This is a genomic window from Rhodanobacter sp. C01, assembly GCF_002001045.1.
GTDB lineage: Bacteria > Pseudomonadota > Gammaproteobacteria > Xanthomonadales > Rhodanobacteraceae > Rhodanobacter.
In genome coordinates this window covers 588,584-608,679 of the sequence record NZ_MUNR01000014.1, presented here as the reverse complement: position 1 = coordinate 608,679, position 20,096 = coordinate 588,584, and the positions used below count along the sequence as shown (strand labels likewise).

The following is a 20,096-nucleotide window of genomic DNA, read 5'->3' as shown; positions in this document are numbered from 1 at the left end:
GCGGCTAGACGCAGAGCGACAGATTCGGGCTGCCGATCACGCGCGTACCAACCTGTTCGCCGCGAATGAAGGCAACCGCCGCATCAATCACCTCCGGCGCATCGAGCACGCGCCGATGGCCGAGTCCCTGCGTGGTGAACAACCGCGCGCCGGGCCAGTATTGGGCATAGCGCTCGCCCTCACCCCATGGCACGTCATCATCGTCGAGATCGTGCACGATCAGGCCGGGCGAACCCAGCGCGGGCAGATGACGATCCACCTGCAACTGCTCCACGCTGACCCCGGTGCGACCCAGCAACCAGGCAAAGAAGGCCTCGCGCAGGTTTTCGCCCAGATGCACGAAACGGAAGAAACGCCCCGCCGCTGCCGCCATGTCGACCGGTGGCGCCACCAGGATCAGCTTGCGTGCGTGCCACGCCTCGTCCTGCGCGAGAGTCACGGCGGTGCCGCCCAGCGAGTGACCGATCGCCAGCGCGGCTTCGCCGTAGTACTGGCCGATGGCATGCACGGTATCGGTGAATTCCGGCAGGGTGCACAACTTGCCGCTGCTGTAGCCATGACCGGGCTGGTCGAAGGTGACCACGGCATAGCCGAGCGCGCGCAGCTTGGCCACCCACGGCAGGAAGCGCAGGCCGAAGCTGGACCAGCCATGGGCCAGCAGTGCATAAGGCTGCAGTACCGGATCGCCCCAGACATAGGTGGCGATGGTCTCGCCGTTGACCTGAAGCTGGCCGCGCTGCATCTCGTCGTCGCCCTGCGCCGCCTGCGCGCGGGTACGGCTGCTGGCGAACGGTGTGGCAAACAGACGGGCAGCGCGGTTCACCGTACGCTGCGGCGCCAGCCGACTGCCAAACGCAAAGCCGGCACGCACAGTACCCAGCTTGAAGCGGGCGGCGAGACTGGGGCGGCTCATCACGGTGGAGGATTTGGAGGACATGGGTGCATTCCTCAGACTTGCCAGCTGCGCCAGAGACGCTCGAAGGCCTGCGCGGCGCGTTGGCCGGCCTCGTCGAACCCGAACAACCCGGCGTCATGGTGCAGGCCGAGCATCAATGCATAGATCTCGAACGCGAGCTGGGCGGTATCGGTGTCGCTGCGCAGGTGCCCTTCCGTCACAGCCTGTGCGATGGCTTTCTGCAATCCGTTGCGCCATTCGGCCTGCTGCGCGACCACCTTATCGTGCAGTGCACCATTTCGTCCATCATATTCGCTGGTCGCGGACAGCAGCACGCACCCGCTCTGGTGTTCGCGGGCCCATTCGGCCCAGTGGGCGACGATGGCGCGCAGGCGCGGCAGGCCACGCGGCTGTTTCAGTGCAGGCAGCAGTACCTTGGTCGCGAATCGCTCGGCACCGGCATCGAGCACCGCCAATTGCAGGTCCTCGCGGGAGCCGAAATGGGCGAACACACCGCTCTTGGACATGTCCACGTCAGCCGCCAGCGTGCCAATGGACAGGCCTTCGAGCCCGTCCTTGCGGGCCAGGGTATAGGCGTGATCGAGGATCAGGTCGCGGGTGGTGGCGCGCTTGCCGGAGTGGGTTGCTGTAGTCATGCGACATAAAATAGCACGATCGTTCGTACATTTCATCAAGTCGGGCCATCCGGCCCGATCTCGATCCATTCGGCTCGATGAAGCATCCGCACGGGTCCGCGCAAGGTAATGCCCTGTGGGCGCAAGGAAAATGCGAAAACCTCCCGGTGGCGTCATCCCAGCCGAAAGCTGAACGGGCATGGCGCCGATGGTCAACACCCCCCGTTCAACGCCGTTATCGTCACCACAGCCGCACGATGCGGTATACGGAGGAGATCGACCATGAACAGCCTGCCCCTGAAATTGGCCTTACTCGCCGGACTCGGCCTGACCAGCGCTGGTGCGCTGTATACACCGCCGGCCGTCGCACAGGTTTCGGTTGGCGTCGGCATCGGCATCGCACCGCCTGCGCCACGCTACGAGCGCGTGCCGCCACCGCGTGCAGGTTACGTCTGGGCACCGGGCTACTGGCGCTGGGATGGCCGTCGCCATGTCTGGGCCGGGGGCTATTGGGTACGTGCCCGCCCGGGCTATCACTATCGCCCGGCCTATTGGGTGCGCGGCCGTGATGGTTGGCGCTTCCACCAGGGTTACTGGGGCCGCTGAACACGCAACAACCTGCGAAGGGCGGACAGCTGTCGTGATGGCTTCCGCCCCGTGACACTACGCAACGCAATGCAACGTTGCGCAACGCCGCGTACCATCCTCAACCTTGATCAGGAAGACCGTTGACCATGTCCATTCGCCTTGTTGCCCTGGCTTCTCTTGTTGCCGTGACCGCCCTCGCCGCTGGCTGCGTGGTGGAGCCGGCACGCCCGGTGGTCTATGCACGCCCCGCCCCGGTCTATGCACCCGGCCCCGCTTATGTCGAAGTGGTGGCGCCACAGCCGCCGCCGCCGATGTTCGAGGAAAACGTCGTGGCACGCCCCGGTTTCATCTGGGCGCGCGGTTACTGGCGCTGGGACGGCCACCGCTATGTGGCAGAACGCGGCCACTGGGAGCATGCGCGCCCTGGCTATCACTATGTGCACCCGCACTGGGAACAGCGTCGCGATGGCTGGCACTGGCGCGTCGGTGTGTGGGTAGCTGGCTGACAACTGCTGCACCTGATTCGTGCAAACGCCCCGCCTGCCGGGGCGTTTGCATATCCGTTGTCGTCATGCGCAGCCGCACCATGTCTGCGCGGTAGACTCTGCTCTCATGTCACCCACCCGATCCATTCCCGATACGGAGCAACAATCCATGGTTCACCGCGTTGTCGCGTCAGCCCTGCTCGTTGGCGTCATTGCTCTTGCCACCGGTTGCGCCGATCAACCAGGGCGGCCGCCGGTTGTGCACCATCCGTTGATGTATCGCACTTATGCGGGTGATGTGGTGGCACCGCGCGCACCACCACCGTTTGTGATCGAGGCGATGAAACCGCGTCCGGGCTATGTCTGGGCGCATAGCTACTCGCGCTGGGATGGTCACGACTATGTGGCGGTTCCGGGCCAGTGGATACCTGAAAAGCCCGACTATCGCTATGTGGACGCCACCTGGGAGCAGCATCGCGATGGCTGGCACTTCCGGCCGGGCCACTGGGTATCCCTCTGAGTCGAATCGGATCCAGCTGTCATCCTCCGTTATCACGCTCCATACGCGAACGACTTGTTGCGTCGCGGCACCACCTTGCAGGGTGACGTATTAAACTTGACGCTTTGATTCATCGCCCCGGCTTCGGTCGGGGCGTTGAGTTTCCGGCTTTCACGCCCTTTGACGGGGCCATCCCCAACCCCGCCAATCCCTTGTAGGTGCCTCCGGCACCGTAAATCATGGAGTCACCGTTCCAATGATCTTTGAAACCATCGCCAAGACCGGCCACGAAGAAGTCGTGTTCTGCCACAACAAGGACGCCGGCCTGAAGGCCATCATCGCGATCCACAACACGGTGCTGGGCCCCGCGCTCGGCGGTCTGCGCATGTGGCCGTACAAGACCGAGCAGGAGGCGGTGAACGACGTGCTGCGCCTGTCGCGCGGCATGACCTTCAAGAACGCCGTGGCCGGCCTGAACCTGGGTGGCGGCAAGGCGGTGATCATCGGCGATCCGAGCAAGGACAAGTCCGAGGCGCTGTTCCGCGCGTTCGGCCGCTTCGTCAACTCGTTGAACGGCCGCTACATCACCGCAGAAGATGTCGGCATCGACGTCAACGACATGGAATACGTGTTCCGCGAAACCGAATACGTGACCGGCGTGCACCAGGTGCATGGCGGCTCAGGCGACCCGTCGCCGTTCACCGCGTTCGGCACCTTGCAGGGCCTGATGGCCGCGCTGCAGTTCAAGCACGGCAACGAGGACGTGGGCAAGTACAGCTATGCAGTGCAGGGCGCCGGCCACGTCGGCAGCGAATTCATCAAGCTGCTGCGCGAACAGGGCGCCAAGGTGTTCGTCACCGACATCAACAAGGATGCGGTGCAGCGCTGCGTCGACGAGCTGGGTTGCGAAGCGGTAGGCCTGGACGAGATCTACGACGTCGACGCCGACGTGTATTCGCCGTGCGCGCTGGGCGGCACCGTCAACGCGCAGACGATCGACCGCATCAAGGCGAAGATCATCTGTGGTGCGGCGAACAACCAGCTGGCCACCGACGAAATCGGCGACGAGCTGGCCCGCCGCGGCGTGCTGTACGCACCGGATTACGCGGTGAACGCCGGTGGCGTGATGAACGTGTCGCTGGAAATCGACGGCTACAACCGCGAGCGCGCCATGCGCATGATGCGCACGATCTACTACAACCTCGGCCGCATCTTCGAGATCAGCAAGACGCAGAGCATCCCGACCTACCTGGCTGCCGACCGTCTCGCTGAAGAGCGCATCGCCGCCATCGGCAAGATCAAGCTGCCGCACATGGGCGCCGGCACCCGCTTCCAGGGCCGCATGCGCGGTCAGTAAGCGAGTTGCCTGTAACCTGTTGACGAAGACGCCGGCCTCTAGCCGGCGTCTTTTTTGGTGCGCGAACACCTGGCCGCCCATGACGCTTTGTGCGAAGCAACATCGTATGCTGGACCGCATGCTGCCCTCCTCGCCGCTCATCCATTACTGGCGCCGCCTGCATGGCTCGAGCCGCTACGCCGAATGCGCGCGGGTGTTGCTCGCCTTCAGCGGCATCATGGTCTATGGCTTGCTGGGAGGATCGTCCGCTGCGGTGATCCCGGCCATGCTCGGCGTGATCGCCTGTGCGCTGGCGGAGACCGAAGATCGCTGGCGCAGTCGCCTCACCACCTTGCTGCTCACCCTGGTCTGCTTCGCGACCGCCGCGTTCGCGATCGAGTGGCTGCTTCCGTATCCCTTGTTGTTCGCCGCCGGCCTGCTGCTGACCACCTTCGCCCTGGTCATGCTCGGGGCGATCAGCGGTCGTTACGCCACCATCGCCGGCGCCACGCTGCTGCTGGCGGTGTATACGATGATCGTCACCGACCAGCCAGGCGGACCGCCGCGGGATCCTGTACACGAGCCACTGCTCCTGCTCGCTGGTGCCGCGTGGTACGGCGTGCTGTCGCTGCTGTGGAGCGCGCTGTCGCCGCAACGTGCCGTGCGCCATGCGCTGGCGCGCCTGTTCGATGCGTTGGCCGATTACCTGGACGGCAAGGCCGCGCTGTTCGCGCCGGTACGCGGGATCGATCAGGATGCATTGCAGCTGGCGCTCGCCATGCGCAACGAACAGGTCGTCGATGCGCTCAACGACGCGCGGCTGATCCTGATCGACCGCATCGGCACGCGACGGCCACGCGGTGCAACGGCCATGCGCCTGCAGCTTTACTTCATGGCACAGGACATCCACGAACGAGTGAGCTCATCGCACTATCCCTACGGGGAGCTGACCGAAGCTTTCTTCCACAGCGATGTACTGTTCCGCTGCGAGCGCCTGCTGCGTCTGGAAGCGCGCAACTGCCGCCAGCGTGCCGAAGCGCTGCGCCTGCACATGACCATCGAAGGGAACAGCGATGCGCGTGCCGCGCTGGACGACGTGCGCGCATCGATCGCCGCGCTATCCGCCCAGCCGCATCCGCCGGCAGCCCCTCTGTTGCGCTCGCTCGAAGCGCTGCTGCGCAACATGACGGCGATCCAGGCCCAACTCGAGAACGAGGCACCGCTGGCCACCACTGCTTATGGTGAGGAACGCGCCTTGCAGGATCCCACGCCGCAATCGCTGGGCGAGGCCTGGGCGCGCATCCGCATCCAGCTCACGCCAAGCTCGGTGCGCTTTCGCCACGCACTGCGCCTCGCCATTGCATTGACGGCGGCCTACGGCGTGTTGCACCTCATACATCCACGCAACGGCTACTGGATCCTGATGACCACCTTGCTGGTCTGCCAACCGGGCTATGACGCCGCCCGGAAACGCATGCTCGAACGTGTAGCCGGCACGGTGCTGGGCCTGGTCCTGGGCTGGGCAACCTTGCGCTTGTTGCCACTCAGCTCGTGGCAGATACCGCTGATCGTCGTCTCCGGCGTGGTCTTCTTCGCCGCCCGCCTGCGCCAGTATCCCTTGGCGACCGCGGCGATCACGGTGTTCGTCATGCTGTCTTTCAACCAGGTCGGCAACGGTTACGACGTGATGTGGCCGCGGCTGCTGGACACCCTGATCGGCACCAGCATCGCCGCACTGGCGATCCACTTCATCCTGCCCGACTGGCAAGGTCGCCAGCTGAGCCAGGTACTGTCGGACACGGCGCGCAACGATGCGCGCTACCTCGACCAGATCATCGCGCAATACGCCAGCGGCAAGCGCGACGACCTCGACTACCGGATCGCCCGTCGTGACGCACACAACGCCAATGCGACGCTGAGCGGCGTGCTGGCGAACATGCTCCGCGAACCCGGACCGCGACGCCAGGGCCATGAGGCCCTGCTACGCTTTCTCGCTGCTGCGCACAGCCTGCTCGGCCACCTCTCCACGCTGGGTGTGCATCGACAGCTGATCGGCCCGGCGCTGGCCCGCGACGCGGTTGTGCATGCCGGCGCATTGATGGCGAACACACTCGAACGCCTCGCCGATGCGTTGGTCAACAACACCCCACTGGCACCCATCGCCGATGACACCGCACTGCCTGCAGCCATTGCGACAGATGGCATCGACGACGAGACGGCACGGCTCGTGCTCGACCAGCTCGCCCTGGTGCTCGGGCAGTGCGACCGTTTGGCGGCAGTGGCTGACGCCATCCGCGCAGGTTGATCGGTGTTCATCGTGTAACCACCTTTCAGGAACTATGCTTTGTGCGACGCGGCAACGCCGATGGCAGCCGGCACGCTACCATTGACCGGTTTTGATTCCCCTGGAGTTCCCTGAGATGCGCCCGTTCCCGCTTGGTGAAGATATCGACCTGCTGCGCGACAGCGTGCATGCGTTCGCGGAAAAAGAGATCGCCCCGCGCGCCACCCAGATCGACCACGACAACCTGTTCCCGGCCGACCTGTGGCGCAAGTTCGGCGAGATGGGCCTGCTCGGCATGACGATTCCTACCGAGTACGGCGGCACCGGCCTGGGCTTCCTCGCGCACATGGTGGCGATGGAGGAGATCTCGCGCGCTTCGGGTTCGGTGGGCCTGTCGTACGGCGCGCATTCCAACCTCGCGGTACAGAACATCTTCCACAACGGCAACGAGGCACAGCGGCGCAAATACATCCCGAAGATGTGCACGGGCGAGTACGTCGGCGCACTGGCGATGAGCGAGCCGGGTGCCGGCTCCGACGTGGTCGGCTCGATGACCTGCAAAGCCGAGAAACAGGGCGACGTGTGGGTCGCCAACGGCTCGAAGATGTGGATCACCAACGGCCCCGACGCCGACGTGCTGCTGGTCTACATGCGCACCGCGCCACGCGTGGCTGGAAGCCGCTGCATGACCGCCTTCATTGTCGAGAAAGGCATGAAGGGTTTCTCCACCGCGCAGAAGCTGGACAAGCTCGGCATGCGTGGCTCCAACACCTGCGAGCTGGTGTTCGAGGATTGCGAGATCCCCGACGAGAACCGCGTGGGCGAAGTCAACGAAGGCGTGCGCGTGCTGATGAGCGGTCTCGACACCGAGCGGCTGGTGTTGTCCGGCGGCCCGCTCGGCCTGATGCAGGCGGCGCTCGACCTCGCGCTGCCCTACGTGCGCGAGCGCAAGCAGTTCAACGCGCCGATCGGCACCTTCGGCGTGATGCAGGCGAAGATCGCCGACATGTATACGCGGCTGCAGTCATCGCGCGGCTTCGCCTACATGGTGGCGCAGCAGTTCGACAACGGCGTGAAGTCGCGCATCGACCCAGCGGCGTGCCTGCTGAATGCCTCGGTCAACGCGGTACAGGTGGCGCTGGAGGCAATCCAGACGCTCGGTGGCAACGGCTACATCAACGAATTCCCGGCTGGCCGCCTGCTGCGCGATGCCAAGCTGTACGAGATCGGCGCCGGCACCAACGAGATCCGCCGCATGCTGATCGGGCGCGAGCTGTTCCACGGGAAGGCCTGATCGAGCTAGGTCTGCAAGGTCGTCGCGCCATGAATCGGTGCGGCGACAGTCTGGTGCTGATCGAAGATCAGCAGTTCGTTGTCGCCGTGGCGCAGCCATGAAGCCGGGCAATACAGCCGTTGCTGCGGACCGAGGTTCCAGTAGCGACCAAGCAGCTGGCCATTGACCCACAGATAGCCCTTGGCCCAACCCGACATGTCGATATAGCTGTCGCCAAGTTGGTCGAGTCGCAAGGTAGCCTTAAAGAAGATGCCCGGGCGCGAAGGTGCCGTGACCACCGGTTTCAGTCGACGGATATAGCCGTCCTCCAGCGGCAGACTGTGGGCATCCCAGTCTTCGAGCTCTTCACCACCGAACCGGACGCTGCTCACGATGCCTTTGCGATCGACCATCGCCTGGCCGTAACCGACGTGACCGAAACTGTCGACGAGAATGTCGAGTTGCGAAGTTGCGCCGTCAACGATAGCTGGCAGATCGACCCGGTTGCCTGCCCGCAGTTTGGCGTGCTGCACGCGCGACACGTAATCGACGTAGTGCCCATCGCGGAACACGGTGGCGTAATCGCGCACGCCATCGAGTATCAGCGCGACGGCGGCCGCGGGGATCTTCCTGCGATACAGCACCAGGCCATGATCCTGCGCGAACAGCAGTTCGTTCGCCTGCGGATTTTTCACGGCCCTGGGTGCCGGCAGGTTGTCCCATAACGAGGCATGCGCCACCGGTGTGATCGCCGCAAAACGGATCGCAGGCGGTGCCACCGGCACATCGGGCAGCGGTCGCGTTGTGTGCGCGGCAAGCAATGCGCGGAACGTGTGATAGTCGGGCGTGGCTTCGCCGCGCTCGTTGATCGGCGCACCGTAATCGTAGCTGGTGATCACCGGTTCGAAGTGCGAGTAGTCGCCGCTGGCGTTCGCGCCCGCACCGAAACCGAAGTTGGTGCCCCCATGTACCACGTACATGTTGAACGAGCGACCTTGCTGCAGCAGCAAACGCAGCGCTCCAGCGAAATCACCGCGCGCGAAATCCTTGTCGCCCCAATGGGTGATCCAGCCGGGATAGCCCTCGCCCATCCACACCGGAAACTCACCCGCGATCGTCTGCGCCGCAGCGAAATCAGTGTCGCCGTCCAGACCCAGAGCGGTGCCGGACAGATAGGCATGTTCCTGGCGCACCTGCTCCAAGCCGTCGGAAATCGAGAACGGACCATGCACGCCGTGCTGCTGCCAGAGCGAACGAATCAGTTTGAGATAGTCGAGGTCATGGCCGAACGAGGCGTACTCGTTCTCCACCTGCACCATCAGGATCGGACCACCGTTGGCAGCCAGCAGTGGCGCGATCACCGGCGCGATGGTGCCGATGTAGCGACGCACTGCCGCCATGTAATCCGGATCGTCCTTGTCGCGCACACGAATCTGCGGATGGCGCAGCAGGTACGGCGGTAGGCCGCCATAATCCCATTCGCCGCAGATGTACGGACCGGGCCGCAGGTACACCCACATGCCTTCGCTCTGGCACAGGCGGATGAAGCGCGCGAAGTCGCGGTTGCCGGTCTTCAGGTCGAACACGCCTGGCTCCGTCTCCAGCGCATTCCACATCAGGTAGATCGAGATGGTGTTGAGCCCCATCGCCTTCGCCATGCGGATGCGCTGTAGCCAGTACTCGGCGGGAATCCGGATCGGATGCATCTCCCCGCTGCGGATCTGGAACGGTCTGTCGTCGAGCAAAAACTGCTGCTGCCCCATCGTGAAGCGATGCGGCTTGCCGTCCGGCCTGCGTTCCACCGCCGCGAGGGGCGTGAAGGGCTCGGCGCCGGCGCGCACGTTCAGTACAGCCAGCGGCGCCAATGCGGTCAGTCGCAGAAAATCCCGTCGCTGCATGACTTTTCCTCGGTCCCATAGTGGTCGGCGACAGGTTCCGTCCGCCGCACAAGGCTACGCTCAAGAGCCGGATTTCGCCGGCGTCAGTTCCAGCGTCAGCACTTCGAAGGGCGCCAGCGTGACGGTATCGGGGTGATCCGCATCCAGTTGTTTCGGTACGCCGGCACTTCCGCTGCCCCACACGTCGCGCACACTGAAGCGGTGCGCCACGCCCGGCGGCAATTGCAGCTCGCGCTGCAGGTCGAGTACCGCGAGTTGCGGCTTGTCGTCCGGATTGCGGAGGGTGAGGATGGCCTTCTTCGGTGACCACGCGGCCCAGCCATAGACGTCCAGGCGACCGGGATCGCCGCCGATCCAGTGCGAGTCACGCAATACGTCGGCGTTCATGCGCGACCACTTCGCCGCGTCGGCCAACGTGTCCCAGTTCTGCTCGCTGAGCAGCGATGGCGTGATGTACATCTCCTGCAGTTCGGTGCCGGTGGCAAAGTAGGAGTGCACTTCGTTGGCGAAGTCGTGGCCCGGATCGGTGTTGAGGCGCGGGTTCTTCTGCGCGTAGATGATGCCGTGAAGCATCAGCGAGTTGATCGGGAACAGCGGGCCTTTCTGCACGATGTTCTGGTAGGTCTGCTGGTCGCGGTAGGTGATCCACTTCTCGCGCATCGTGCCCACGCCGGTATACCAGTCATCCTCGCCATCGCGCCAGATGGTGTCGGCGTAGCGCAGCCAGAACGGCGAGGCCCAGGTACCGGTGGTGAGGTTGATGAAGGTGTTCGGCTTGTCCTTGCGGATGTCGCTGATCAGCTGGATCGCTGCGGCGAAATCACTATCAAAGCGGCTGCCGGGGAACACGCTGCTGACGTTGCCGGTACCGTCGAACTTGAACTGGTTGATGCCCTGCTTGTCGATCATGTCCATCACTACCTGATGGAAGCGCGGGTAGTACTTCGGCCCGGACAGCGCGAGACCGTCGTCGATGATCTCGTAGCCGGCCGCCTTGCCGTTCCTGATGCGTTCGTCGTGTGGCTTGCCGTAGCCACCCCACGGCGACAGCCAGATGCCCGGCGCGGCGCCATACTTTGCCGCCGCTTCGCGCAACGGTACGAAGCCGTGCGGGAAATCCCTGCTGAAATTCCAGGCGCCGCTGCGGTCGTCCCAGCCGTCGTCGAACAGGAACGAATCGAGCTTCACACCGCGCTTGACGCTGAGCTCCTCGCCGAAGGTGTTGATGCGGTCCAGCGCCTCTGCCTCGGTGTACGGGGTGAAGTAGCCAATGTCGTACCAGGAGTTGTAATGCAGGAAGGTGCGGTACGGATGCGCGCGTTCGCGCTCCACATAGCTGTTGAAGTCACGGCGCAACTGGCCGTCGCGCACCACGCCGACCACCGCGGAATAGTCCACCGTTTTTCCGTGTTCCAGCGGCAGCGTACGCGCCAGCGTGAGCTTCGCCAGGTTGTGGTACGCCGTGCTTTCGGAAAGCGGATTCTCGAAGCCGAGATAGACGTCACCATCGACGACCGGCGAACCATTTGCCGTGCCTACCACCTCGGGCGCGTCCACCTGCGATTGCAGCAACGACACCTTGGCGATCTTCTCGTCCTGCTTCAGCGCGGTGATGCTGACTTCCTCGCGCAGGTAGGGCGAGCCGTCGCGTTGCACGAGTTTCCAGTCCACCCGGAATCTGCCGTCCGTATCGCCGAAGCTGGCTTCCACCGCCTTGCCGGGAATCCGCGAGGAGTAGCGCGAAGCCTGTGCATCCAACGGCAGTACCACCACGCGCAGCGGCGACGACTGCAGGTTCATGTCCGAAGCCTTGATCGTGCTGCCGTCGGCCATCACCAGCGCGAACGGCGCAGGCACCGCAAACGTGCGGTTATGCACGCAGTCTGTCACCGTCATGTCGACGAGATGCTTGCCATCCAGTTTCCAGCGTGCCTCGATCGCGGCGTTGCCGAAACTCTCGACGCCCTGCTGATCGGCGAAGGTCGCTACGCCAGGCTCAAGCACCAGCTTGCCGGTAGCCACGCCGTCCTCGGCATGCGCCGTACCAAAACCCGTCAGCACGACGAGCAGGCAGGAAGCCAGCAGATTCAGGCGCGACGAACGAAGGGAATGCGGATGCGATGCTGCCATGGTTGCCTCTCGTTTTGACATGGTTTTCTCTCGTATTGATTCGTGGGCGTCGACCAGCGCGGTTGCGCTCAATGCCCTGTACTCGTGCAGCTTCGCAAGAGCGTGAACATCGGACCCGGCATCCGCAGGGGCGGCAGAGCGCGTTCGGATGCCACGCGCCCAAGGGTATATCCGTCGCTCAATGCCGATAGGGAATGCCGGGACCCCCGTGCGGCACTGAACGACAGGTCGCCCTGCAATGAGCACGCTTACGGCTGCTTTGAGACCCATTGTTGATAGTTGGACGAATTGCAATCTGCCAGATTTACCGTGCTGTTCTGCCCGGCATCGCCGGCAGCGTTCAGACATTGACCGGAGCCTACGTTGAACCAAGCCTCCGAGCCCGGCATGTACAGCCATTCCTGGCTGCTGTCGGCAGCGCAATATGCGGCAAGTACGGCACTGCGGCCATTTGCTTGCAGGCAAACGCTCCGATCGATCAGGTTCAGCCGGTTGTTGACATCGTTCGCCAACAGCTGGTTGGCAACCGCCGAGGTTGATCTGTCGCTGCCCGCACAGATATTGAGGCCCATATGGTTGCCACCCAGCGTATCCGCGCAGTAGTGCTGAACGCGATTCTTGGCGATGAAAGACACACCAAAAGACTGGTTGATGGTGGTAATGGCCGTCTTGTCAGAGTTCATCATCGAACTGGCGATGGACGCGCAATTACCATAGACCTGCGTCGAGGCATTGTTGGTTTGTGCGGCGTTTTTCGCCGGGTCGTACATGATCGGAGCGTAGAACACTGCGGTCGTGGGCGGCACTTGAGAGCAGGAAGAATACTGCTGTGATCCTTGAGTGAAATTTTCGACGAACTGCGGCACGACCCCTTGCAATATGCCGTTGCTCGCTGGCGAATGAATTGTTCCGATAACCGTGGTCGTGCCCGTGCTCGTATCGGTGATCGAGGCCTTCCATAGGTAGTTTTCGCCTGCATCGGCCTCTCCCGCGGGAATGGTTGTCTTTCCCGCGTACTTCACGTGGAAGGTATACCTGGCCCCCTCTTTCCATGCAGGCGCCTCGGTGCCTGTTGTCGTGAACAGGCATTGAGTGCCAGTGCCCTCACCGCCGAATCCCTGGCATACCGCACCAGAGGCTGGCCCTGGTTTGTCGACAGTGGAATCGTAGGTTTGGCCGAAGATCGAAAAGAGAACGGTCTTGGTCTTTTTCGAGTTTTGTTGGATACCGGTATAGCCGCCTTGGTTGACGTTGACCGTCCAGAAAAACTGACTTGCGTAATACGTATTGCCATTGCTGCCCGGCTCATAGGTGATCCGGATGGAAGCATCGAATCCGTTGTAACCATATAGGCCATCGGCATTTGCTGTGGTCGAGTTGGGGTAGTAGTAATGATTTGCCGTCATGCCACCTGCAATCACGGCGTAGGCCGGACTGACCAGGAAGGCTCCAAAACCTGCAAGCCCACAAGCGAGATGCAACAGATATTTTTTCATGAGCCACCTCTGGTGAATGAGCAAGGGAATGCAGCATCCGTGTTGCTTGCCCTCTCCCGCCTCGCCGGGAGAGGATGAAGAAGCGGGAGATCGCATCGATGGTTTGAACAGCGCCCCGCCTGCGCCGATGAGCGCCGGCATTTCGCCGACGCGCATCGGTTACTGGAAGCTGTAGCGGAACACGAGCGTGGTCGTGCGCGGAGCCTGATAAGTCTGGGCGCCGTATTGATAGTTGGGCTGCCAGAAGCCATTGCTTAGCTCCTGACCGTTGTCAAAGGTTTGATCGCTGTCGATCACACCTTTGCGGTTGGTGACGTTCTGTATCTGCAAGTCGAGACTCACGTGGTTCTTCGCTCCGACCAACCAGTCGTAGCCCACGCCCACGTCCCATTGCCAGAAGAACGGCAGGCGGCTTGCCGTACCCGCAGGCTGAGGCACGTTGTTGCAGTAGTGGCTGAGTGGGCCGTCGTCATTCTCCCCGTAGGGATCCGGCATGGGATGACTACCGAGGCAACTAAGCGGACCACCCGTGTGCATCGTCAGGATGCTGCTGAGGCGCAAGCCCGACTTGAAGTAGTAGATGCCGTTGAGCTTCAACGAATGACGAATGTCTTCAGTCAAGTCGCCGTTGCTGTATTGCATCAGGTCGGGGTAGTCCCACAGTGGCGACTCGCCCGCGCCAGTGTAGTAACGGTTGCCTAGATTCAGGTCGCCGTCGGTGTCGCCATACAGATGTGCCCATGTGTAGCTCAAATCGAGCATGTACGGCTGGTCGTCAGTACGCGTGTGCATCAACTCGAAAGTGACGTGCGCATAGTTGCGCTTGGCCGGCGGACCAAAGAAGTCGGCGGGCAAGGTCAGCGACGAGAGCGTCCCATTTCCTGCGTAATCCCGCGTAAACACCTGCGGGTAGCCGGGGTTGATTTCCGTACAGCCGCTTTCGTCCGTGTAGCCTGGGTAGCCATGCGAATTGGCGTAGGCGGTGATGCCATCGTTCCAGCACTCGTCATCGATGAGGCGCTTGAGCTTGCTGAATCCCGCTTCCAGATTGAATGACCAGTTGTTCTTCAATGCCTGCTGCCAGTACACCTGAAGCTCGTACTGGTAAGGCGCCTTGATGTTGGACGAGGCGACGTTGTAGCTGGCAGGTGCCAGACCGTTGATGGCGGTCGATTGCGGGCCAAGCTGGGTCAGGCCCGTCGGCGCCTGCGTCTCCGGATCGCGGCCGGTGTAGGTGTACCAGCGCCACCACGCGTAGGTTGCGCCCGCCGCGCCGGAGTTCACGCTGCTCGGCACCGAAAGGCCGTATTTGCCGAGGTTGGCACCAATCTTGGTGCTGCTGTCGCCATTGACGTCCCACGCCACGCCAAGGCGTGGCGAGAGCAATGGCATGCGCATGAAATTCTGCCCATTGACGTTCTTGTTCGTGTACAAGTCATCACGCGCACCCATGTAAACCACCCAGCGGTCGGCCACCTGCCAGTAGTCCTCGACGAAGGCACCCTTGTTGATCGTGTTGAACGTGCCGCCGCCCTGCGCGAAGTATTGCGTCACATAGGGGGTGTTGCCCGCCAATGCCACGCCATTGGTGAGGATGGTTCCCTGCGGCGGCGCGGCGAGATAATTCCAGACGCCACCCGGCGTCGTCAGCGTGGCGTTGTCGATATTGATGGCGTAGTGCTCGGCACCGAGCGTGATCTGATGATCACCGAGTTGCCAGTTGAATTTGGCGGTGTAACCGCGCTTGGCGTAATCCACGGGGTTCAACGCGTTGGCCGTGTTCGAGATGCCAATGTTGGTTGATTGCTGGGTCACCGGATTCACTTCCGTCACGTAGGGCAGGCCAGAGCCGCTGCTCGACGTCGGCGAAATCGTGTCCTGGCTCAGATAGCCGCCCATGAGCGTGAGGCTCATGGTGTTGTTGATGCGCCAGTTGTAGTTGCCGATCAGGAACTTGTTGGTCGTATTGGTGGCGTTCCAGCCCTTGTAAGCGCCCACTGAACTTGGCGTGTAGTTCTGCGTCAAGCCGTATTGGTTCGTGAAATCGTTGATGACGTCCTTCGAGGCCACCAGGTCGGCTGTCTGATCCGAGGTGATGTTCCAGGTCAAGTTGAGCAAGCCATTCTTGTCACGATCCGTTGTGTCGTATTGGTGGGTAATGTCGTAGGACGTGCTCTGTTGATCCGGCGAGTTGCCGATCATGGCGAAAAAGAACAGCTTGTCCTTGATCAGCGGCCCTGCGCCCCACGCATATTGCGTGACTTCGCCACTGTGCCGGTTGTCGGCGTAGTACTCGAAGTACTGCCGGTCGCCATTGCCATCGACGTAGTACGAGTTGGGCGACGCCGGGTTCAAGCGCGACGTAGCCGGATTGAAATAAAGCGTATAACCCGCCTGGAACTCGTTCGTACCCTGACGCACCGTGCCCGCATACAAGCCACCAGTGACGTTTGTCCAACTGGCAGTGGCGGCGGTGTGAATGGTATCGACGCTCTGCAGGGCCTCTGAAGGCAGGCGATTCGCACCGACACCGGTGAAATCATTGGTCGTATCGAAACCGTTGTAGAAGTAGCGGTTCTCGGCTGGACTCGCACCCCCCATCACCGCCAGATGCGTGGTCTGGTCGTCGTAGATGACGTCCGAACGCAGCAGCGCGATGCTTTCCATGCTCTGCCCGGTCGGCAACTGCTGGACGAGCTTCAAGTCGTAGTGATTGGTGAAAGTGGGCGTGCTCACGTCGATCGGCGCCACATCGAGCGAGGTCTGCGTTCCATTCACCTGCACGGCACCCAAGGTGGTTGCATTGCCGCCCGCGACACTCGTCGCTTGCGCCACGGCCGCGATGGTCGCCACGGGCACACTGCCGTTCGTCGTGACCTGCACGATGCGCGCCCCGACCACCTTGCCATCATGCGACACCGTCACCGTATAAGCGCCCGGATTGAGGCCATCGAGCTTGTAGCGCCCTGACTTGTCGACCTGCACCTCTTTGCGATAACCGGTAGCGCTGCTCGTGACAACGACTGTGCTTCCCGCCGCACTAGGTTCATTGCCATACAAGCCGCCCGTGATGACTTGCGCCATCGCGACATTCGCGCCAAATGCACTCAGTAGCGCCACGGCGAGCATGGTTCGCCTGAAACCACCTGCCTTGCCCCCTACGTTTACCTTGCTTCCGGCTTCTTCATGCACGACAGCGGCCGGCAACTTCGCGCCTTTGCCATCGACGGTAAAACAACCATTCTTTTCAGCACGCATTGAATTGCCCCTCACGTAGTTCGTTATCGCCCCGCGCAGAAATCACCTCTCCCCTCTGCTGCAGGCGGTTGTGGTTGCCCGTGGAAACGCCTCCTGCCCACGAACTTGTTTGCACCTTCATCAAAATTTCGACACAAGCGTCTCCGCCGGACCGGTTGGTGGTCCGGTTTGACTCCCTGCTTTTCAGTCAAGCCAGGCGGTGCACTCGAACCTGAGAGAGCAACGCCTCTACCGCCCGCCGTTCGACGAAACCGGTTTCCTCACCTTGCGCATTGGCGGCGCCACAAGCGACGCCCTGGCGCAAGGTTTCTTCCAAATTCATGTTCCGCGCCATGCCCACGGTCATGCCGGCCAGCAGGCAGTCGCCCGAGCCCACCGTGTTGCGCACATGTGCAAGCTCGATCACGGCATGCCATATGCCACTCGAATCGGCAGCCACCGCGCCCAGCGTGCCCATCGTCACTACCGGCATCGCGACGCCTCGCGCATGCAGCTCGCGGGCAGCATCCGCAGCGTCAGCGAGATCGCTGACCGAGCGCCCGAGCAATTCGGTGATCTCGTCGCGATTGGGTTTGACCAGAAAAGGTTGCGCCTGCACGGCGTGCTGCAGCAGCTCGCCGCCGGCATCGACCAGGCAGCGCTTGCCGGCATCGCGCACATGCGTGGCCAGCTCGGCATAAGTGGTCGGCGCAAAACCGCGCGGCAGGCTGCCGGACAGCACGACCAGATCACTGTCATCGACGCCACGGCGGAACGCCCGCAGCAGGGCTTCCTGTTGCGTACTGTCCAGCAGCGGCCCCTGGCCGAGGATCTCGGTGATCTGGCCGTTCGCATCCTGCAGCGCGATGCAGGTGCGCAGGTTGTCGGTGACCTCGATACCGTGGAACAGCACGCCGCGTTCGCACATCAGCCGACCGATCATGTTGCGATGTGCCGGATCGACCAGGCCGACCAGCTGCACGCGCTCGCCCAGCGCGGCGATGGTCTGCGCCACGTGCAACCCCTTGCCACCGGGATACGCCTGTTCGTCGAGTGCGCGGCTGACTTCGCCAGGGCGCAGCTTGTCCAGCCGGATGAACCGGTCGATCGCGGTGTTGAAACCGATGACGGTGATCACGACGGGTTCGCCAGCAGCGCAACCACTTCCGACACGTTGGCCTGGCCGACCGTTCCGCCCGTGCGTCGCGTGGAGAGGCTGCCGCAGGCACTGCCCCAACGCATGCTGTCATGCAGCGTCTGGCCGCGCAGCCATGCATGCAGAAAACCGGCGTCGAACGAATCGCCGGCGCCGGTACTGTCGACCGGATTGACGGCAAACGCCGGCACTTCGAGCAACTGTCCCTGATCCAGGCTGGCGCAGCCGAGTTGTCCACGTTTCACTACGGTTTGCGTGCGTCCGTTGTGCAACGCATGCAAGCCATCGAGTAGCCGCTCGCGACGCGTGATGGCCGCCAGCTCCATCTCGTTGGGCAGGAACAGGTCGACTTCCTCCAGCGTGCCAAGCAGATCGGATCCCCACGTCTGGTCTGGATCAAAGCCGGGATCGAGCGAAGTGCTCAGACCGGCGGCATGTGCACGTGCGAACAGTGCGCGGCAATCAGGTCGCAGCGCACGCTGCAGGTAGTACGAGGAAACATGCAGGTGATCGGCGCCAGCCAGCAACGCATCGTCCACTTCGTCCACACGCAGCGCGGCGATTGCACCCGGGAACGTCACCAACGCGCGATCCTGCGGCGTCGACAGCGAGACGGTGACGCCGGTGCGCAAGGTCGCGTCCGGCTGCACGGCGGCGACGTCGATGCCCGCGGCACGCAGCGCATCGAGGCAATACGCGCCCCAGCTGTCGGCACCGAGCTTGCCGCGGAAGGCGACGGGATTGCCCAGCCGGGCCAGCCCCATCGCACAGATCATCGAGGAGCTGCCTGGCGTCATGCAGAAATCGTCGGCCAGCACCTCGCGACCCGGCGCGGGCAGCGCATGGCAATGCTTGAAGACCAAGTCGACGTTGATTTCGCCGACGACCAGGATGCGCTTCATGCGCCCTCTCCATGCCCATTTTTCGAGCTGCGCTCGCTGTGCATCGGGAAGTGCTCGACCACGCGCGTGAGCACGCCCTGCGACGGCGTGTCCGGCTTGCCACCCAGCTCCAGGCAACGGAAGAACGCGAGCAGTTGCCCCACCGCCACGTCCGCCAGCAGCGGTAGGGCGTCGTCCATCGCACCCAGGCCCGCCAGCTCTACCGCCACGTCGTGCAGGCCCAGCACATCGTCTGGGATGTGTTCGCCCACCAGCACCCGGGTCATGCCCAGTTGCTTGCGCGACAGTTCGCGCAGCAGATCGAGTTCGTACGCGCGTACCGCCGGATCCGGTGACAGGAAGCCGACGACCAGGGTCTGCTCATCGAGGCTGGACATCGGCCCGTGGCGCAGGCCGAGATAGGTTTCTGCCATCGTGACCACGGCGCCGCCACTCATCTCCAGCATCTTCAGCGCGGACTCGTGGGCCGCGCCGAGCGCACCGCCGCTGCCGAGATAGACGACATTGCTGAATTCACCACGGGCAACCGCGGCGAGCGCATCCGCCTGCTCGTCGAATACGCGCTGGACGCTGCGTGCCAGCTGGTTCACTGCGGCGATGGCATCACGGCCTTCGTGCCGGACCAGACCCGCGCCGGCCAGCAGCAGATTGGTGAAGCTGCTGGTCATCACCAGGCTGCGGTCATTGGTGCGTTCGTCGAGCACCAGCACAGTGACGCGCGGATCGTCGCGATAGCTGGTGGCCAGCTTGCCATGGGCGTTGCAGGTAATGACCAGGTGGCGATAGTCGGGCGCATCCGCCAGCAGGCGATTCACCACGCCGCAGCTCTCCGGGCTGTCGCCCGAACGCGCCAGCGAAATCAGCAAGCCGGTACCGGGTGGGAGCACACTGCGCCAGTGCGTGAGCAAGCTGCCCGCAGCGATCGCCTGCGTCGTGATGCCCAGGCCAAGCTGCAGGGTGGGTGCAAGGCATTCGCCGATATACATCGAGCTGCCCGAACCGGTCAGCACGATATGGCTCGGCGGTGGCGTCAACGCAGCCTGCAACTGCTCCCGCAGTTGCGGACTGCACAGCAAGTCGGCCGTAGCCGCCCATGTCGCCGGTTGCTGCAGAATCTCGCGCAGGGTGTCGGCGTAGCCGCGCTCCTGCTGTTCTGCCAGAGGAGGCGACAGCAGCTCCCCTAGCTCGACCGAATCTTTCGTTTGTTTGTTTAATTTTGACATTTTGCCAAATTCGATTGAATATGAAAGCATATAGCTTCTGAACCGAGAGTATTCGAAAT

General features: G+C 62.9%; 15 protein-coding genes. 6 read left to right on the top strand and 9 right to left on the bottom strand.

Annotated features, from left to right (window positions below):
- Positions 1–4: 4 nt before the first annotated feature.
- Together B0E50_RS16935 and B0E50_RS16930 are read right to left on the bottom strand one after the other, a co-directional pair.
- Positions 5–937: an alpha/beta hydrolase gene (locus tag B0E50_RS16935; protein WP_077442472.1), complete on the bottom strand. Its 933-nt coding sequence runs from the start codon at positions 935–937 to the stop codon at positions 5–7.
- A gap of 11 nt (positions 938–948) precedes the next feature.
- Positions 949–1,551, bottom strand: a complete 603-nt coding sequence (locus B0E50_RS16930) for a TetR/AcrR family transcriptional regulator (RefSeq protein ID WP_077442471.1) — start codon at positions 1,549–1,551, stop codon at positions 949–951.
- A gap of 261 nt (positions 1,552–1,812) precedes the next feature.
- Here B0E50_RS16930 and B0E50_RS16925 point away from each other — a divergent pair, with 261 nt between their 5' ends.
- From B0E50_RS16925 to B0E50_RS16900, 6 genes are all read left to right on the top strand, one after another.
- Positions 1,813–2,136 (top strand): YXWGXW repeat-containing protein, encoded by a 324-nt coding sequence (locus B0E50_RS16925; RefSeq protein WP_077442470.1) that lies wholly within the window; start codon positions 1,813–1,815, stop codon positions 2,134–2,136.
- A gap of 128 nt (positions 2,137–2,264) precedes the next feature.
- Positions 2,265–2,624 carry a YXWGXW repeat-containing protein gene (locus B0E50_RS16920; protein WP_077442469.1) on the top strand — a complete coding sequence of 120 codons (360 nt, stop codon included), beginning with the start codon at positions 2,265–2,267 and terminating at the stop codon, positions 2,622–2,624.
- A 148-nt stretch (positions 2,625–2,772) separates the two neighbouring features.
- Positions 2,773–3,123: a YXWGXW repeat-containing protein gene (locus B0E50_RS16915; protein WP_077442468.1), complete on the top strand. Its 351-nt coding sequence runs from the start codon at positions 2,773–2,775 to the stop codon at positions 3,121–3,123.
- A 235-nt stretch (positions 3,124–3,358) separates the two neighbouring features.
- The gene (locus tag B0E50_RS16910; protein WP_077442467.1) at positions 3,359–4,459 is read left to right on the top strand and encodes a Glu/Leu/Phe/Val dehydrogenase dimerization domain-containing protein; all 1,101 of its coding nucleotides are present in this window, start codon (positions 3,359–3,361) and stop codon (positions 4,457–4,459) included.
- 106 nt (positions 4,460–4,565) lie between these two features.
- Positions 4,566–6,743 (top strand): YccS family putative transporter, encoded by a 2,178-nt coding sequence (gene yccS, locus B0E50_RS16905; RefSeq protein ID WP_254427324.1) that lies wholly within the window; start codon positions 4,566–4,568, stop codon positions 6,741–6,743.
- Between the two features lie 115 nt (positions 6,744–6,858).
- Positions 6,859–8,016 carry an isovaleryl-CoA dehydrogenase gene (locus B0E50_RS16900; protein WP_077442466.1) on the top strand — a complete coding sequence of 386 codons (1,158 nt, stop codon included), beginning with the start codon at positions 6,859–6,861 and terminating at the stop codon, positions 8,014–8,016.
- Positions 8,017–8,021: 5 nt separating this feature from the next.
- Here the strand turns inward: B0E50_RS16900 and B0E50_RS16895 are convergent, their stop codons facing one another.
- The 7 genes from B0E50_RS16895 to B0E50_RS16865 all read right to left on the bottom strand — a co-directional run bounded on the left by B0E50_RS16895 (position 8,022) and on the right by B0E50_RS16865 (position 20,037).
- Positions 8,022–9,893 (bottom strand): beta-galactosidase, encoded by a 1,872-nt coding sequence (locus B0E50_RS16895; protein WP_077442465.1) that lies wholly within the window; start codon positions 9,891–9,893, stop codon positions 8,022–8,024.
- 60 nt (positions 9,894–9,953) lie between these two features.
- Positions 9,954–12,023 (bottom strand): enterotoxin, encoded by a 2,070-nt coding sequence (locus B0E50_RS16890; protein ID WP_174575055.1) that lies wholly within the window; start codon positions 12,021–12,023, stop codon positions 9,954–9,956.
- 248 nt (positions 12,024–12,271) lie between these two features.
- Positions 12,272–13,675: a ricin-type beta-trefoil lectin domain protein gene (locus B0E50_RS16885; RefSeq protein WP_077442464.1), complete on the bottom strand. Its 1,404-nt coding sequence runs from the start codon at positions 13,673–13,675 to the stop codon at positions 12,272–12,274.
- Positions 13,676–13,678: 3 nt separating this feature from the next.
- Positions 13,679–16,777, bottom strand: a complete 3,099-nt coding sequence (locus B0E50_RS16880; protein ID WP_254427323.1) for a TonB-dependent receptor — start codon at positions 16,775–16,777, stop codon at positions 13,679–13,681.
- A 187-nt stretch (positions 16,778–16,964) separates the two neighbouring features.
- Positions 16,965–17,894 (bottom strand): 1-phosphofructokinase family hexose kinase, encoded by a 930-nt coding sequence (locus B0E50_RS16875; RefSeq protein WP_077442463.1) that lies wholly within the window; start codon positions 17,892–17,894, stop codon positions 16,965–16,967.
- Complete coding sequence (locus B0E50_RS16870) at positions 17,891–18,814, bottom strand: sugar kinase (protein ID WP_077442462.1); 924 nt, start codon at positions 18,812–18,814, stop codon at positions 17,891–17,893. The genes B0E50_RS16875 and B0E50_RS16870 overlap by 4 nt, the downstream gene beginning before the upstream one ends.
- Positions 18,811–20,037, bottom strand: coding sequence for a tagatose-6-phosphate ketose isomerase (locus B0E50_RS16865; RefSeq protein ID WP_254427322.1), 1,227 nt, complete (start codon positions 20,035–20,037; stop codon positions 18,811–18,813). Before B0E50_RS16865 ends, B0E50_RS16870 begins: the two co-directional genes overlap by 4 nt.
- Positions 20,038–20,096: the final 59 nt, after the last annotated feature.

Excerpts from the sequence above, each read along its gene's own strand:
- B0E50_RS16935 (WP_077442472.1), bottom strand. The coding sequence starts at position 937 with ATGTCCTCCAAATCCTCCACCGTGATGAGCCGCCCCAGTCTCGCCGCC.
- B0E50_RS16880 (WP_254427323.1), bottom strand. The coding sequence starts at position 16,777 with ATGCGTGCTGAAAAGAATGGTTGTTTTACCGTCGATGGCAAAGGCGCG.
- B0E50_RS16910 (WP_077442467.1), top strand. The coding sequence starts at position 3,359 with ATGATCTTTGAAACCATCGCCAAGACCGGCCACGAAGAAGTCGTGTTC.
- B0E50_RS16915 (WP_077442468.1), top strand. The coding sequence starts at position 2,773 with ATGGTTCACCGCGTTGTCGCGTCAGCCCTGCTCGTTGGCGTCATTGCT.
- B0E50_RS16870 (WP_077442462.1), bottom strand. The coding sequence starts at position 18,814 with ATGAAGCGCATCCTGGTCGTCGGCGAAATCAACGTCGACTTGGTCTTC.
- B0E50_RS16895 (WP_077442465.1), bottom strand. The coding sequence starts at position 9,893 with ATGCAGCGACGGGATTTTCTGCGACTGACCGCATTGGCGCCGCTGGCT.
- B0E50_RS16925 (WP_077442470.1), top strand. The coding sequence starts at position 1,813 with ATGAACAGCCTGCCCCTGAAATTGGCCTTACTCGCCGGACTCGGCCTG.
- B0E50_RS16885 (WP_077442464.1), bottom strand. The coding sequence starts at position 13,675 with ATGCGCGTCGGCGAAATGCCGGCGCTCATCGGCGCAGGCGGGGCGCTG.
- B0E50_RS16900 (WP_077442466.1), top strand. The coding sequence starts at position 6,859 with ATGCGCCCGTTCCCGCTTGGTGAAGATATCGACCTGCTGCGCGACAGC.
- yccS (WP_254427324.1), top strand. The coding sequence starts at position 4,566 with ATGCTGGACCGCATGCTGCCCTCCTCGCCGCTCATCCATTACTGGCGC.
- B0E50_RS16920 (WP_077442469.1), top strand. The coding sequence starts at position 2,265 with ATGTCCATTCGCCTTGTTGCCCTGGCTTCTCTTGTTGCCGTGACCGCC.
- B0E50_RS16890 (WP_174575055.1), bottom strand. The coding sequence starts at position 12,023 with ATGGCAGCATCGCATCCGCATTCCCTTCGTTCGTCGCGCCTGAATCTG.
- B0E50_RS16865 (WP_254427322.1), bottom strand. The coding sequence starts at position 20,037 with ATGTCAAAATTAAACAAACAAACGAAAGATTCGGTCGAGCTAGGGGAG.
- B0E50_RS16930 (WP_077442471.1), bottom strand. The coding sequence starts at position 1,551 with ATGACTACAGCAACCCACTCCGGCAAGCGCGCCACCACCCGCGACCTG.